The organism is Flavobacterium chilense (assembly GCF_001602525.1).
Lineage (GTDB): Bacteria > Bacteroidota > Bacteroidia > Flavobacteriales > Flavobacteriaceae > Flavobacterium > Flavobacterium chilense.
On sequence record NZ_LSYT01000006.1, the window covers coordinates 237,956 to 252,564 of the forward strand.

Below are 14,609 nucleotides of genomic sequence, written 5' to 3' on the forward strand. Positions count from 1 at the left end.
ATGAGGACGTTTTTCAACAAAGCCGGATATTGGATAGCGCTGCTTTTTACAGCGTTATCCCTGTATGGACAAAAGCAAAAAAAGCTGGTAACTGCTGCTGACTATGCAAAATGGAGCTCCATACAAGCAGAGACATTATCCCCAGATGGCAGATGGATTTCTTATAATCTGCATTATGATTACGGCGTAGATACCTTGTTTGTACAGGATATAAAATCTGCTAAGCGACTGTCATTTCCTAAATGTTCTGATGCGCGTTTTAGCAGTGATGGCAGGTGGCTCACATTTTCAGATCCGGAAAAAGGATTAGTTTTGAATGACCTTATCACCGGTAATAAACAGTATTTCAAGGATGTGATTCGTCACGAATTCAATAGTGAAGAAAATTTCCTGGCTTTATTAAATAAGAATGGTTCATCTGATTACTTGACGATAATTGCGTTATCCACCTGCAAAAAATATAATTTCAATGATGTCATAGAGTTCATTATCAATAGTTCTGGCATTTTGGCTATAAGTACTGGTTATGAAGTGCGACTTTTAAAACCGAAAAATGGATTTATAGAAAAGACCATTGCACAGGATGAGGATGCAGGATTTAAAAAACTATTCTGGAGCAAGAGCGGTGAATTTCTTTCTTTTCTTCAGGAGATTAAAAACCCGCAGCAAACTGCCAAAAATCACAGAATATTCTATCATGATACAGCATCGGGGACAAATGCTATTCTTGACAGCAGGGAAACAGAAATATTGTCGATGGAGAATATAACCCCATATGGAGCAAGTTCTGCGCTGAGGTTTTCAGAAGACGGTAAAAGTATATTTTTCAGTTATATCAGCCCTGAACAGGAGCAAAAAACTACAGCTTATGAAATATGGGATTCTGCTACAGCGCTGGAATATACCCAGAACAAAATGTCTGGAGATCCTAATCGCTTACCAAAAACGGCTGTATGGACGCCTTTTAATGGTAAAATTTTGAAGATCGGAACAATCGAGAATCCACAAACAATCCTTACCGCTGATCGAAAACATGCATTGTGTTACAATTTGTTGAAATATGAACCGCAATACGAGTACTACGCTCCGGCTGACATGTATGTAAAAGATATCCAGACAGGAGCAGAGCATCTAATTTTAGAGAAGCAGTCAACAGCAGTTGGAATGATAGGAGGTTCTTCCACTGGAAATTTTATACATTATTTCTGCAATGGCAATTGGCAGGGTTTCGATATTGCTAAAATGCAGCATATTAATCTAACAGAAAATCTCCCAGTCTCTATGATTGATAGTATTCAAAATGATGCGGGTCCACCTGCGCCGTATGGCAGTCCGGGCTGGTCCTCTGATGATAAATATTTTATAGCGTATGATCAGTACGATATCTGGATGATTGAGGTCAGTTCAAGACAAGCCAGAAGAATTACCAATGGAAGAAAGCATAAGATTACCTATAGAATTTGTCTGGATCTATATCCCGTTATCAAAAAGCCTACTCAGGATGAATTTTTGATCAGAAAATTTGATTTTTCCTCGGGTTTGGTTTTGCAGGCTGTTGGCAGAGATGGATCCAGCGGCTATTATAAATGGAATACCGATGGCAGATTAGAAGAATTGGTGTTTGGGAATTCCGGAAACAGCAGGATGCAAAAAGCAAAGAATGCTGAACAGTACATCTACATCCAGCAGTCAGCTTCAAATGCCCCAAAATTAATGGCTGTTTCAGGAAAGCAGAAAAGCAAAGTACTCTTTCGATCCAATACTCATGCCCCTAAATTCAAATGGGGAACGGCTGAGATGATCGCTTACAGCGATAAAAAAGGCAAAAATCTTCAGGGGATTCTTTACAAACCTGCAGGGTACATAAAGGGAAAGAAATATCCGATGGTAGTTCATGTTTATGAAAGACAGTCCCAGGAAATTAATAATTATTCTATACCCACAGAATATGGGCCGATTGGCTTTACACCGTCAAGCTATTTTCTGGATGGTTATCTGGTGCTGTTGCCGGATATACATTATAAATTGGGAGAGCCTGGAAGGTCTGCCCTTAATTGTGTGCTTAGTGCGGTGGACATTGTAAAACAGATGGGAATTGTTCAGGAAAATCATATTGGAATTATCGGCCATTCCTTTGGAGGTTATGAGACTTCGTTTATCATTACCCAGACCGATGTTTTTGCTACAGCCGTCTGCGGTTCGGGACTTATGAACACTATAAGCAGCTATTTTGTGCATTCAGCTGGCATACCGCGTTCAAATGCATGGCGGTTTGAATCGCAGCAGGGGCGAATGCCATTTTCACCTTTTGAAAATTGGAAAGCTTACGAACGAGACGCGCCATTTCCAAATGCAGCGAATTGCAGAACACCGCTGCTGAGCTGGGCTGGGAAAAAAGATCCGACTATCTTCTGGACACAGTCTGCCGAATTTCATATGGCACTTCGAAGACTTGGAAAAAGGAATATTTTTATTCTTTATGAGAATGAGGCGCATACTATTGCCACCCCTGAACTTCAAAAAGACTTGACAATAAAAACTAGGAACTGGTTTGACTATTATCTGAAAGAACAAAAGGAGGCACTTACAAATGGCATCCCTTAAATCTATAATTACTAAAGCAGGAGATTAAAAACCTCCTGCTTTTTTAAAATTAGTTAATTGATTTTTCTGTATAATTCGACGTTACATTCAGTCGGACTGCTCATATTGAACAATTGCTGTCCTCCAGAACTAACTCTACAAACATTAGGATTTTGTATCGTGCTACATTGTACTGTTGTAACATCACAATCCTCTAAAGGGTTATGCCCATAAACATCTATCAGTTTTCCTTTTTCAGGAACAGCTGAAAATGCAAAGGCCCCAAATACAGCAAATGCGATTGCTGATATTGAAAGCGCCGGTCTTAAAACTTTATTATTCATAATATTAAAATTTAATGTTAACGGTCTACTCTTTTTCAGGTTTTCGACCTTCCCCTGGACTGTACAGTTTATTTTAAAAGCATAAATGCTGATCTTATCTTGATGGGTAAAAGGGCTTGTAATAGTTGGTTTTTAATTTTTCAACTGTGAGATGTCTTCCATTGAGCGAAACAATCCTGTCGTTTAAAACCACAAATTCATCCATTGTCCGACCCTCTAAATTGTATACATAAAAACTAAATGCATAAGTGTTTTCTTTTACATTATATACATCTATTATGGAAGCCTGTTTCCACATAATTTCAGGTTCGTATTTTCCAATGAGAGCTGCATTGACAAAAAGATAATTGCCGAAAGTTGCAGTGAGTTTATTCACTAGTTTAGGCTGTCTGGCCAGAGTCTTGATGTTTTTTGACTTAATGCTGGCTACCGAAACCTGTGCTCGCGAAGTCGTATCAATGGTATGCCCCGAAGTATGACTTCCAATCTTAGAGTCAATTATCAGAAATTCATTTCTATAGGCATACGTATAAATTATCTTATCCAGATGGGAATTATAAAGCAATGATCCGTCAGTATCAAATACACCGTCTACCTGTTTCTGCAGCAGCCCGCCGTTAAGTTTTAATGCTGTATTGTTATTAAAATTAAAAAGTCCCAGCGTATTGTTTTTTGTTTTAGAATCTATGGCCCTGATAACTGCTTTGTTATTATCAATTGGCTTTAGGATAGAAAAATATGCTTTTCCATACATCTTAAGCTCTGCTTTCCATGAGACAGTATCTCCAATAAAAATGCAGGGCACGCTCCCGTCGCTAAAATAAAAATAGGGGGTATTTACAACAAGACGCGGTACAGTATAAGGAAAATTATATTTTGGAAGATTGATATGAATTGTCTTTTTTTCAACAAGACTCGTATCAAAAATAGTCACTGCCAGCGGTTCAGCACGATTGCCTAAATAAATCTGTCCTTTGTCATAACCGGCAATATAATAGGCTGCGTGTGGAAGCAGGATTGTTTTTTTGCCAGTAGTCGGGTGTTTGGGAAATCTCCGTACAAAATTATTGCGGTGATGAATTATGTCTTCTGATAGTATAAAGAGCAAAGCAACAAGACCAATGCTAAATAATGTAGTCACAGAAAAGGCACTGGCCAGTGCAGCAGGTTTTGAAATAAGATGCACTTTTGGCACCATACCGGCCAGTATCAGAATACCTGCTGCGGCCAGGATCATGAAAACAAAATTAAAAATAAAATGCTCCTGCCATCCCATCTTTTCTAAAATTCCTCCACAGGAACATGGAACAAATGGGCTGTAATTTAAAATGATAAAAATGTATGCGGTAAAAATGGTCATTAAGCTGAATGCGGCCCACAGCGCCAAGAACCGCGTTGAAGAAAACAGCAGTAATCCAGCAATCAGCAGTTCTATAATTGGTACAACCCATGATACAATTCCTGCAAAGGAACTAACCAGCGGTGACTGTCCTAATTGAACCTGAAAATTTTCAAAGTCGAGCAATTTACTTATTGCCGCATACACAAATAACAGGATATATAGAAAGGAAATTACTTCTATAAAAATATACTTATGCTGTGGGCTAAATTTCATGGCGATGTAATTGAAAAATTATAATGTAAAATTCTGTAAATTAATTGGTTAAACTGTTGTCGATTTGGGATTACAACTTGTCAATAAAGAATTAAATTCATACTATAATCGACAATCTTTAAAATCTTCTCTTTAATGATCCTCATTTTATCAGTTTTAATAGGAGTAGAATGATATGAATTACTCCGACTGATTATTACGAAAAATGATCCAAAAATTTATCAAAAGCTATCAAATTTATACTCTTCTCAAATCTAAACGCAAATAAAAGGCTGGCAAATCCCAGACTAATTGCTGGAAAAAAAGTGCTTATTTATAATATTAGAAGCCTATGAATAGCTTTATTGAATATCAGATATTGAGAATCTGAAAGTATGTCCAGATTTTATAACTGAGTGAATAAAGAACTTATAAAAAAAGAAAGCCGGAAGATAAAACTATGGATATAACTAATAAACGCCGACTTCGGAGGTGTTTTCCAGCCCCCGGCAGGGCAAGTGGTTTTGAGCTGCGGAAAGTATTTCAAGCAGCTCAAAACACAACTTGCTATTTTCTCTCGAAAATATTATTGCAATAGTTTTAATTGAAAGGGCTTGATGCCCTTTTTAAATTTAGCAGGTATTTCATGCTTTATAATTAATTTTTAAAATCAACCTTTAAGGCTTAAAAAAAACATAATAGTATTGGCAGTTCTAACTTCAATCTTTTCTAGTAGATTCCAAATATCTTAAGTTTAGTTTTTCTCTGAATTGTAACTATATTGCTATGTACAATAAAATTTACATACTCATTTACAACTGCTCATACTTATTTGGTTATGTGCATAAGGCTAAAAGTATAGACAGATGTACAGCTATTTGTAAACCTGTGAGCAAATGAAGTTGTAGAACTGTACTGATGTAGATATGTATTTACAGTTTTACTCTTTTACATATTTATGCTTTTACGTAAAGACATAAATGCTCCTTTATGTAAATACGCAAATAAGCTTTCAGTTAAAGCCTTATCTACCTGTATAAAACCATACATATATTTCCAAAAGAAACAGAAAAACGGAAAAAAGAAAAAGAAAGCAATTTAAAAGGACGGGATGCAGACAGACCAAAAGGAAACGGAATAAGTCCCGAAGGGTGTTTTGTGCGCACGCGAGCAAAACATTATGCCGTAGTCTTTTGGTCAGGCTGATCCAGCACGTCCTACCTTGGTTTTCTTTTTATTGTTTCTTTGATTAAAAAAATAAAGTTACATGTAAAAATATCTATCCTTTCTTTTGAGACACATCAGGCCAAATGCTTCCAAAGATTTCCAAATCTAAGAGGAGTTACTGATAATAAAATATATTGGTTTTTATTTTTAAATAATAACTAGTACGTATAGGAATGGAAAACAAAAGTACAGCCAATCCCCGTAAAGGTGGCAGACATCCTAAAGATGACCCTGCTGTCCATCGCTATTCTATCAGTCTTACCGCTGAGGAAAATGCACGATTCCTGATTCTTTTTGAGAGCTCGGGCATGAATGTTATGGCACATTTTATTACAGCGTGTATTTTTCAAAAAGGGATCAAGACAGTTAAGATTGATAAAGCAACAATGGATTATTACATACTTCTAACTGCCTTATTCGGACAGTTTCGGGCTATTGGGGTTAATTACAATCAGGTTGTGAAGATTATGTACCGTAATTTTTCCGAAAAGAAAGCTCCCGTGTATCTCTACAAATTGGTAAATCAAACAATGGAATTTGCTCTTTTAGCTCAAAAGATAATACAGCTTACAGCGGAATTTGAAGAAAAACACCTAAAAAAATGATAGCAAAAATAGGAAGAGGAAGCAGTTTGTACGGAGCATTAGCCTATAATTATCAAAAACTTGAAAAAGAAAGTGCACAGGTTTTGTTTACCCAAAAGATAATCCAATCCCCTGATGGTAATTATTCCGTAGAACAGCTCTCCCGTTCTTTTGAATTACACTTATTGGCTAATCGTAAAACGGAGAAACCTGTACTTCATATCTCCTTGAACCCAGATCCGAAAGATAATGTAAGTAATACTGATTTTGAGAATATGGCACAAGACTATATGAGTCAGATGGGCTACGGAAATCAGCCTTTTGTCGTATTCAAACATACTGACATTGACCGTACGCATATCCATATCGTATCTGTCTGCGTGGATGCGGAGGGGAGGAAAATATCCGATAAATTTGAAAAAAGGCGCTCGATGGCTGTCTGCAGGACGCTGGAAAAACAATACGGTCTTATATCAGCTATAGAAAAAAAGCAAGAAGCGCACGACCAAATATTTAAGTCTGTTGATTTTAAGGCTGGCGATATAAAAAGCCAGATGGCTTCGATACTGCGACATCTGCCTAAATGTTACCAGTTCCAAACTTTTGGGGCGTATAATGCATTGCTTTCTCTTTTTAAGATTACTGCCCAGGAAGTGAAAGGCGAATATAATGGAATTCCAAAACTGGGATTGGTATATTTTGCGTTAAATGAAAAGGGAGAAAAAATAAGCATTCCCTTTAAGGCTTCGCTGTTTGGTAAAAGTGCAGGATTAGCACAGCTGCAATCCCACTATGAGCGAAGCAGGATAAATCTAAAAGATAGTCCGCCTAAACAATCAGTTAAAAGCAGGATCGAATCAGTAATGCAGTCTGTTTCTAACGAATCTGAATTTAAGAAAAAACTATTAGAACAGGGTATGAATTTCGTGATACGCCGAAATGCTGAAGGGCGTATCTATGGCATAACTTTTATCGACCACAAATCCCGCAGTGTTTGGAACGGATCAGAGCTTGGCAAAAACCACTCGGCCAATTCATTTAACGACTGGTGGAATAATAGTAGTAAACCAGAAAATCCCGTACATAAAAGCTGTGGTTCCGAAAAAGATGTTATTATGAAAACAGAAATAGACCAATCGCCTAACATGCCTGACTTTTTAAGAAAGGAAAATATATCCCATACTTATGAACAAAACAGTTTTGACGTATTGGGCGGTTTATTGCCACACGCACAGACAGAGGATTACGAGGAACAGGCATTTGACAATAGGATGAAACGAAAGGTTAAACGCAGAAGATTGTAGGTATAAATTTGCGTTTCCTTCTCATAAAAGAACAACCTGAACTCAATAAAAGAAAGGCTGCAAAAAAATCCTGTGATTTAGTATTTTAATCAGTCTGCGATCTTTTTTAATTTTTTATTTCAACAGATAACCTACCTTCAGGCATCACCTGAAAAACAAATTGGTATAAACGTTATGCCATTGAAAGACAAAGAAAGCAAACAATGACTATAGTCCGATTGACTTCAAAAAGCATTTTTATATTTGTCTTATAAATACATACGTAAGTTTTATAGGTGCAAATATTTCATGTATATAACAAGGAGTAAAATAAACGCAGCAGTGTATATTTTCATTTACAGGATGGTGACTAAATTTTAGAGACAATGAAAAGTGGTAAGCTAATAAAGTGCTTGAATGTTATATTAAAATTTGATGAAAGGCTCCGGTTAGTAGAACAGCTAATTAGTGTAAGTGACCGGGAAAACAAAATGCAATCCATTTCTTCAAATGAAAAATGTAAATCCTGTTATAACAAAATTGACTTTGCCCAGCTGTTTTATGTTTTGATGGATGAAGGTTTATTGTTTTTTGATACTGCAGACCAAAAAAATAATAGAAGCAAGTTTCAGTTTTTTCTCGAAAATAATTTCACATATGCCGGCGATGAGGGTGGGCAGTCGAAAATTAAGTCGATCAGCAGACAGTTCTCCGAATGTAAAGGCTATACCTATAAGGTAAAACAGATTAAATTTTTAGATGAATTTATTGCAGTAATGCAGGAGCGTAAGAGAAGGCTGGAGAGCTGGTAGAATGGAAAGTAGAAAAAACTAATAACTAAGTAAAAAACTCACCAATGATGAAGAAAGAAAAGTGGCAATCTTATGTAATGAAAGTGAAGGAGTTGATAGAGCCTGTGCTGGCAAAAATGGAAACAATTGATTCAAAAATCAGCCAGGGGAAAGTTTTGAGACCTGAATACTACAGAAATGAAGATTTAAAAAAGATATTTGGGCTGTCCAATAACACTATTATTAAATACAGACAGACCGGAATTCTGCCCTATACTAAGCTGGGAGACATTTTTTTATATGACAGCGGCAAGATCGATAAAATACTGAGAAGCAACCAATCATAACCCACCATTTATCCAGTTACCCAGATTTAAAAAGCAACACAAAATAGAGAGGGTAACCACAATGGTAACTGTTTTTCAAGCAGGGTTCGATTCCATTCCAAATGAAAAATCCTTTAAACACTGATGTTTAAAGGATTTTTATTTTTTAAAGTCACTTTTCGGACTTTATTTGGCGGAGGAAGAGGGATTCGAACCCCCGGACCTGTTACAGTCAACAGTTTTCAAGACTGCCGCATTCGACCGCTCTGCCATTCCTCCAGTAAGACGCAATCATTTTCTCATTGCGGGTGCAAAGATAGGATGTTTTTTCGATTGCAAAAATTTTTTTGATAATATTTATTCAGAAAATAGTAATAAATCCTAAAGCAAGTAAAACATTAGAGTGATCAAAAAGTGTGTCATATTGTTGATATAAAATTTAGGATAATAATTAAGAATAAAATTAAGTTTGTTAAACAAAAAATGTATCCTTGGTTTTTTAAAATATGTCAATTATAAGTTGATGAGTAAGAGATAACTCAGCGCTCCAGATTGCGTGTGGAACGGATATTTTTACGGTTTCAAAGATACTTGGGCATAGGAATTTCAAGACAACGCAGATGTCCGCTAGAGTGATCGACCAGAAAAAGAGGGATGTAGCAAATCGGATTTTGCTGAAGTAGATTATGCTTTATTAGAAATAAGAAGGTTCGATTGTTGGCTATTCCTAAAAGAAAAGGCTGCCAAATGGCAGCCTTTCGTATACTTTGTAAAAACTAGGGATGAACTTCGACTGTACTCTTAACTGTTCTTTTTTTTGCAGTTTTTGACTGACCTGCTGCAGTTCCTTTTTTTAAAGTTTTTTTCTTCATCTTCGTCTCAATTTTTAAGGCTTTGTTATCGAAAATTTTTCCATTTGGCATTTCGATATCCACCGTTTTGTTATCTAAAGGTTCGTTATCTAAAGATTCGTTGTTAAATGTTTCATTAACTAACGTTTGATTATCTAATATTTGTTCTTCAAATATTATTTCTTCAAGTGATTCATCTTCAAATGACACGTGTTCAATTGTTTCGACATTTGCTGAAGCATCTGTCTGGTGCTGTTCTGTCGTTGCGATGATTTTATCGAAATGTTTAACAGATTCACAGTCATATCCTATTTCTAGGAGAAGGGAAGCTAAGAGTACAATAATTGTATGAACGTTCAAACCAGGTATTTGTCTGGTTCAATTTTATATTGCAAAAGTACGAAAAAGTTTTCATATTTGCAAATTGATTAACTGTTTGAAACAGCAGATTTTGAGGGTTAATGGGTTAAATGCTTGGTTATTATTGGTTTGAATCCAAAACGGAAACGGCAAATTATCAATTCTAAAATCATTTTATGGAAACACCGGCAGAAGCGTACAGGAACCTGCAGTTTGCGAGTGTGGGAGCGATGAAGAGCTGCACCTGCATCATCATGCTGGACAAGGCCAACTATAAAGCCCATGGAACAGGCGTATTTATTCAGATTCAGGAGCACTATTTCCTTGTATCGGCCGCCCATGTTATGGATAGGCACGGAGAGTTTTTCATTTTCCTGTCCCAGGAGTATGAAATAATCTATCCGGGAGGCGATACCTACATCAATCGGACAGAGAATCGCGAAAAGGATGAGCTGGATATTGCAGTCCTCCGATTGGACGACGACTGCCTGCCGCATATCAAGAGGTCCTACAGTTTTGTTCAGGCCGAGGATCTGGCCGTCAACCACATCTTCCAGCCTTGGGAATATTATTCATTTCTGGGGTTTCCCGCCAGCAAGGCAAAAGTCAAATATAAAACAGATATTTTCGGTATCACTATACTATTCCATTTCACAGCTCCCATCGGAGCCGAGTATTACGAAGAGTTTGGACGAAATCCTTACGTGAACGTTGTGGCGACGTATAATAGAAAACAGGTGTATGACGGCAGCAAAGGAACTTACGGCACGGGTCCGGACCTATACGGCATCAGTGGATGCGGCTTATGGTTCACCGATCCATCGGATCTAGCAGCTGGAATTATAAAACCTAAACTGACTGCGATAATGACCGATTGGTCCACTAAAAATAGAAATATAATAATTGGGACTCGCATTGATGTCGTCACGGCTATGATCAAGAAATTTCTGGATATTGATTTTCCGGATTCGAGCATTCTAAAGATACGTTAATTTAATACTCTTGTTGTTTCCTGCTCGAAGGGATTAAATTAGACTTCAGGAATGCCGAGACCATTGGAGATTTCAAGATGACTAATTATTCATCAGGACTATGGTAGGTCTCGAAGACTGTTCAGGAGAAACATGCTATTACGGAACTTTTAGCAGTCGAACTTTAACAATATTTCTTAATTACGAAAACCGCAGTAGAAATACTGCGGTTTTTTTATGTGTACTGCTTGCCATTACTGGGCAGCTACTGAAATATTTGCATTAGTTCAAAGCATGAAATTGGATGATAAAGTTAGGTTTATACGTGAATCAGATCAAATCCATAATTATAGTTGATTTTGCGTTTGCCTTTCTCGTTTTCTATCCAGGCTTTTTCTTGATGGCTAATGTCTTTAATTTGGCTAGCATTACATTTTGAAAATGTAGACGCAATCGTCTGTAGTGATTCTAATTCAATTTCATTAAATAAATCTTGATTAAATGATTTTGTTGGCGGTAAAACAAATTTCTCCCCAACGTACTCTCCAAAAGCCTCAATTTGAGTATCAACCATTCTTTTGTTTGTTATATAATCAAACAATCCATTAAATCGTACAGGAACAGGACCATAATTATGAGCCATGTATCTAGCCCCACTTATTGAATAGGCAGATTTTTTATAATTTAAAAAATCTGCATAAAACAAAAGTTTGTTCATTGTAGTTACAGTTGGCTGTAGCTTTTCAGAAAAATATACTACCATTTCAGAAAATTTCTGAATGTTGGGTTTTCTATATCCAGAAAAAACATTTGGCAGCATATTTTCAAACAGCATGCTTACGTATTTATTCTCATCTGAGCAAGCCTGTTCAATTTCTATTGCTGCATCTACTTTAGCAAGCACTTTGGCTTTTTCACCATCTTCCAGATCACTACTTCTAAGGACCAGATTTCTAAATATATTTGAGTCTTCTGATATTGTCTGAATTAAATTAGCATTAGCCATACTAGGAACTTCTCCCTTTTCATAATTTCTATAGCTGTTAGGTCCAAATCCTAATATTTGGGACATCCTATTTGCGGATAACCCATATTTTTTTCGGATGCTTATAATTTCATCTGCAAAAAGAATGTTATGTTTGGCTCGGTATTGATTGTAAACTTGATTTAGATTCATCTCATCTAATTCTGTTGTAGTAAACAGCTCATCGCTGTCTTCGCAATAATAACCTAAATGAAAATATTCAAACTCTTCTTTACGGAAAACCAGACGGCTTGTGCTGGCTCTCAAGGTCATTTCCTTGCCTGTAATTGGACTTTTCATAATTTTTCTATTTCTTGTTTAAACGGGAATTCCATAGGGTCCTCTGCCTTGTGAAATGAAATGCAAATGGCATTATTGGTGGCGCTTGATATGGTTAGTTTGATGTAAACTTCTTGTTTTTTAATAATTTTTCCAAAAACCCATAATTCCTTTCCATTAAATTGGGTTTCAGGTAGTGGTCCTTTGCAATAATCTTCAACTTCTAATTGAGCAATTATTTCTTTTCTGGAATTAGCGGTAATTCCTAAGTCTGCTAAATCCTGCACGCTGTTTTTGGGTCTATTGACAAAAAATATATCCCATGTCTTTATTATTTGTTTGAGTTCCTGTAAAAAAGACTTGACAATGGCTTTAGTAGACATAATTTTGATTTTACAAGTCGCAAAAATATCTATTAATATTTAAAAATACAACTTTATAGTTGATTATTAATAAATAAATAATAATTATGCCACTTTAAAGTTAGTTATTTTTATTGAATTTTCCAAATAAAAACATCAAATTTGAATAGTGAATTGTATAGCATAAAAATCTAATACAGTTTTGAACTTAAGCTTAAGGAGTACTGTTTTTACTAAGGTTTTGCTTTTTGCAAATGTACTGTGCGAAATAAATCGACTTGTGACTTCACTTAGACAACAGTCAATTGTGGATATATACAATTTGTTTTTGTAAAAAAAAACATTGAGAAGTAGAAAATAAAAACAGGAGCTTCAGACTCCGCAACATAAAGATAACTTGGTTAATTTCCTAAAAAAAGAAATATACATCCGATTCGAAGCTGAACTCCAAAGCCACTGATTTTGCAGACTTTTTATTTTGTCAAAAATCATTGTACCACGATTATCGCATGAAACTTATACAGGAGGAAAATTCTCCTTAACTTTTTATGTAAAAAAAGTATGAAGTCCAAGATTATATTTATTTTTTGATTGGAGGAAAATTGGGTTCCCTCACGTTAATTTCAAATCTTAAGAGTTGTTTGATAGGAAAAGGATATATTTTATTTAACTATTCTTAAAGTTGCGATGTAACTAGTTTTTATGGAGTCCTTTTCTTAAATACAAGATTACTGAAAGAAGGATACCAAAAAAGATTATTCCATGGGAAAATGATTTTTTGACAGCCATATAAGAGATTAATAATGCAGCAAATAATATTTCTCATTTCTTAATCAAGTGTAAAAGTAATTACACATATTTGCAATTTATTTTTTTTGGATGATTTTGCTAGAATAGTATTTTTTAAACCAATCGGGATATGATTTTTGATCAAGTTTATCCCATACTTTTTCCCCTTCTGCGTTTAATTTAAAATGCGCAAACATTGTCTGGTCGTGACCATTTTTAGAATTGTCAAAAAAATAACATTGATAACAATATTGTGCTGCTTCAAACAATAGATCCATAGATCGATAGTATCTTGATCTAATCTTTTGTTCATCCACGTCATGTCCTTTCTGAGCAACTCTAACCTCCTTGACGCGATAAACATTAATTTCAGGATCTTCGGTTGAAACAAAATATAAATATACTTTATATCCAGCTTCTTTCGCTTGTTTGATTATTTCGACTTTTCCCTGATGAGAAAATACCGTTTCAAATGAGAATTTTTTTTCTTCGGAGAGTAATTTTTTCCTCAGGTAATCTGCAATAATTTGCGCTATTCGTTCATAAGGATTATCCTCTTTTTCTAAAGCAGCCTCCTTTATAACAGTAAGCTTGTTTTTTTGTATGGATATACATTTTTCAAACCTGCTTTTGTCAAAATCATCGTTAATTAATCCTGAATCGAAAACGATTTGATAAAACTCATTTTCATCAAGTTTTATTTCATATTTTGAGAAACCGCATCCCTTTTTCAAAAGGTCTTTGGCAATATCATCCGCATTTATGTAAATGCCAAAATCTAATTTTACTCCCTCTTGAACATCTGTATTAATAATTTTCCTAATTATACTGCTTTTTCCAGATCCATTCGGACCAGCAAAAATCCTCAATCTCTTAGTCATCTAATCAAGAATAAGTTCTAAATCCTGGTTGTTGTTATCAAGTTCTTTCATTTTTTCAATTCTTCCATCAGAAAACTTTTTGACAACCCATCCATCATGGGCTTCTATAACATAACCATTTACTCGCATAGCAAATTTTGCGCCTTCTTGAAATGCACTTCTTGATTTTCGGGAAACCATTCTAGTGCTTATATATTTTATTTTTTTTGCTTTTCTCATAATGATGCAATTTACGCAAAAAAGATCATTGCCCAAAATTTAGTTGTTTTAAAAATTTGAAGGTGATATAAATTTTAGAATAGTCATATCGTACTTTTTCAAATAATAACAAATAAAACTAGTCAAAGTTTACTGGCCATA

Annotated in this window: 13 protein-coding genes and 1 tRNA gene; 6 read left to right on the plus strand and 8 right to left on the minus strand. The window is 35.5% G+C overall.

Annotated features, from left to right (window positions below; genetic code table 11):
• Complete coding sequence (locus A4F88_RS14915) at window positions 1-2,604, plus strand: S9 family peptidase (RefSeq protein ID WP_068843445.1); 2,604 nt, start codon at window positions 1-3, stop codon at window positions 2,602-2,604.
• Window positions 2,605-2,657: 53 nt separating this feature from the next.
• On the opposite strand, the gene A4F88_RS14920 is transcribed toward A4F88_RS14915, so the two are convergent.
• Together A4F88_RS14920 and A4F88_RS14925 are read right to left on the minus strand one after the other, a co-directional pair.
• Window positions 2,658-2,927 carry a hypothetical protein gene (locus tag A4F88_RS14920; protein ID WP_068843446.1) on the minus strand — a complete coding sequence of 90 codons (270 nt, stop codon included), beginning with the start codon at window positions 2,925-2,927 and terminating at the stop codon, window positions 2,658-2,660.
• A 94-nt stretch (window positions 2,928-3,021) separates the two neighbouring features.
• On the minus strand, window positions 3,022-4,542 hold the full coding sequence (locus A4F88_RS14925) for a MauE/DoxX family redox-associated membrane protein (protein WP_068843447.1): 1,521 nt from the start codon (window positions 4,540-4,542) through the stop codon (window positions 3,022-3,024).
• A 1,379-nt stretch (window positions 4,543-5,921) separates the two neighbouring features.
• Here A4F88_RS14925 and mobA point away from each other — a divergent pair.
• The 4 genes from mobA (at window position 5,922) to A4F88_RS14945 (ending at window position 8,753) form a co-directional block, all read left to right on the plus strand.
• Window positions 5,922-6,353, plus strand: coding sequence for a conjugal transfer protein MobA (gene mobA, locus A4F88_RS14930; protein WP_068843448.1), 432 nt, complete (start codon window positions 5,922-5,924; stop codon window positions 6,351-6,353).
• Window positions 6,350-7,636, plus strand: a complete 1,287-nt coding sequence (gene mobB, locus A4F88_RS14935; protein ID WP_068843449.1) for a conjugal transfer protein MobB — start codon at window positions 6,350-6,352, stop codon at window positions 7,634-7,636. Before mobA ends, mobB begins: the two co-directional genes overlap by 4 nt.
• 365 nt (window positions 7,637-8,001) lie before the next feature.
• Window positions 8,002-8,427 carry a hypothetical protein gene (locus tag A4F88_RS14940; protein ID WP_068843450.1) on the plus strand — a complete coding sequence of 142 codons (426 nt, stop codon included), beginning with the start codon at window positions 8,002-8,004 and terminating at the stop codon, window positions 8,425-8,427.
• A 44-nt stretch (window positions 8,428-8,471) separates the two neighbouring features.
• Window positions 8,472-8,753, plus strand: a complete 282-nt coding sequence (locus A4F88_RS14945) for a MerR family transcriptional regulator (protein WP_068843451.1) — start codon at window positions 8,472-8,474, stop codon at window positions 8,751-8,753.
• A gap of 170 nt (window positions 8,754-8,923) precedes the next feature.
• Here the strand turns inward: A4F88_RS14945 and A4F88_RS14950 are convergent.
• Together A4F88_RS14950 and A4F88_RS14955 are read right to left on the minus strand one after the other, a co-directional pair.
• Window positions 8,924-9,011, minus strand: a tRNA-Ser gene (locus tag A4F88_RS14950).
• A 497-nt stretch (window positions 9,012-9,508) separates the two neighbouring features.
• Window positions 9,509-9,943 (minus strand): hypothetical protein, encoded by a 435-nt coding sequence (locus A4F88_RS14955; RefSeq protein ID WP_068843452.1) that lies wholly within the window; start codon window positions 9,941-9,943, stop codon window positions 9,509-9,511.
• A 176-nt stretch (window positions 9,944-10,119) separates the two neighbouring features.
• On the opposite strand from A4F88_RS14955, the gene A4F88_RS14960 reads away from it, so the two are divergent.
• A complete protein-coding gene (locus tag A4F88_RS14960) occupies window positions 10,120-10,935 on the plus strand; it encodes a hypothetical protein (RefSeq protein WP_068843453.1) in 816 nt (271 codons plus the stop codon).
• Between the two features lie 298 nt (window positions 10,936-11,233).
• Here the strand turns inward: A4F88_RS14960 and A4F88_RS14965 are convergent, their stop codons facing one another.
• The 4 genes from A4F88_RS14965 to A4F88_RS14980 form a co-directional block, all read right to left on the minus strand.
• Window positions 11,234-12,238 carry a type II TA system antitoxin MqsA family protein gene (locus A4F88_RS14965; protein WP_068843454.1) on the minus strand — a complete coding sequence of 335 codons (1,005 nt, stop codon included), beginning with the start codon at window positions 12,236-12,238 and terminating at the stop codon, window positions 11,234-11,236.
• Window positions 12,235-12,600: a type II toxin-antitoxin system MqsR family toxin gene (locus A4F88_RS14970; protein WP_068843455.1), complete on the minus strand. Its 366-nt coding sequence runs from the start codon at window positions 12,598-12,600 to the stop codon at window positions 12,235-12,237. The genes A4F88_RS14965 and A4F88_RS14970 overlap by 4 nt, the downstream gene beginning before the upstream one ends.
• Window positions 12,601-13,445: 845 nt before the next feature.
• Complete coding sequence (locus A4F88_RS14975; protein ID WP_068843456.1) at window positions 13,446-14,249, minus strand: ATPase; 804 nt, start codon at window positions 14,247-14,249, stop codon at window positions 13,446-13,448.
• Window positions 14,250-14,468, minus strand: coding sequence for a hypothetical protein (locus tag A4F88_RS14980; protein ID WP_068843457.1), 219 nt, complete (start codon window positions 14,466-14,468; stop codon window positions 14,250-14,252). It lies immediately after the preceding gene.
• Between the last annotated feature and the right edge of the window lie 141 nt (window positions 14,469-14,609).

Excerpts from the sequence above, each read along its gene's own strand:
- A4F88_RS14925 (WP_068843447.1), bottom strand. The coding sequence starts at position 4,542 with ATGAAATTTAGCCCACAGCATAAGTATATTTTTATAGAAGTAATTTCC.
- A4F88_RS14940 (WP_068843450.1), top strand. The coding sequence starts at position 8,002 with ATGAAAAGTGGTAAGCTAATAAAGTGCTTGAATGTTATATTAAAATTT.
- mobB (WP_068843449.1), top strand. The coding sequence starts at position 6,350 with ATGATAGCAAAAATAGGAAGAGGAAGCAGTTTGTACGGAGCATTAGCC.
- A4F88_RS14960 (WP_068843453.1), top strand. The coding sequence starts at position 10,120 with ATGGAAACACCGGCAGAAGCGTACAGGAACCTGCAGTTTGCGAGTGTG.
- A4F88_RS14915 (WP_068843445.1), top strand. The coding sequence starts at position 1 with ATGAGGACGTTTTTCAACAAAGCCGGATATTGGATAGCGCTGCTTTTT.
- A4F88_RS14980 (WP_068843457.1), bottom strand. The coding sequence starts at position 14,468 with ATGAGAAAAGCAAAAAAAATAAAATATATAAGCACTAGAATGGTTTCC.
- A4F88_RS14920 (WP_068843446.1), bottom strand. The coding sequence starts at position 2,927 with ATGAATAATAAAGTTTTAAGACCGGCGCTTTCAATATCAGCAATCGCA.
- A4F88_RS14945 (WP_068843451.1), top strand. The coding sequence starts at position 8,472 with ATGATGAAGAAAGAAAAGTGGCAATCTTATGTAATGAAAGTGAAGGAG.
- mobA (WP_068843448.1), top strand. The coding sequence starts at position 5,922 with ATGGAAAACAAAAGTACAGCCAATCCCCGTAAAGGTGGCAGACATCCT.
- A4F88_RS14970 (WP_068843455.1), bottom strand. The coding sequence starts at position 12,600 with ATGTCTACTAAAGCCATTGTCAAGTCTTTTTTACAGGAACTCAAACAA.
- A4F88_RS14975 (WP_068843456.1), bottom strand. The coding sequence starts at position 14,249 with ATGACTAAGAGATTGAGGATTTTTGCTGGTCCGAATGGATCTGGAAAA.
- A4F88_RS14965 (WP_068843454.1), bottom strand. The coding sequence starts at position 12,238 with ATGAAAAGTCCAATTACAGGCAAGGAAATGACCTTGAGAGCCAGCACA.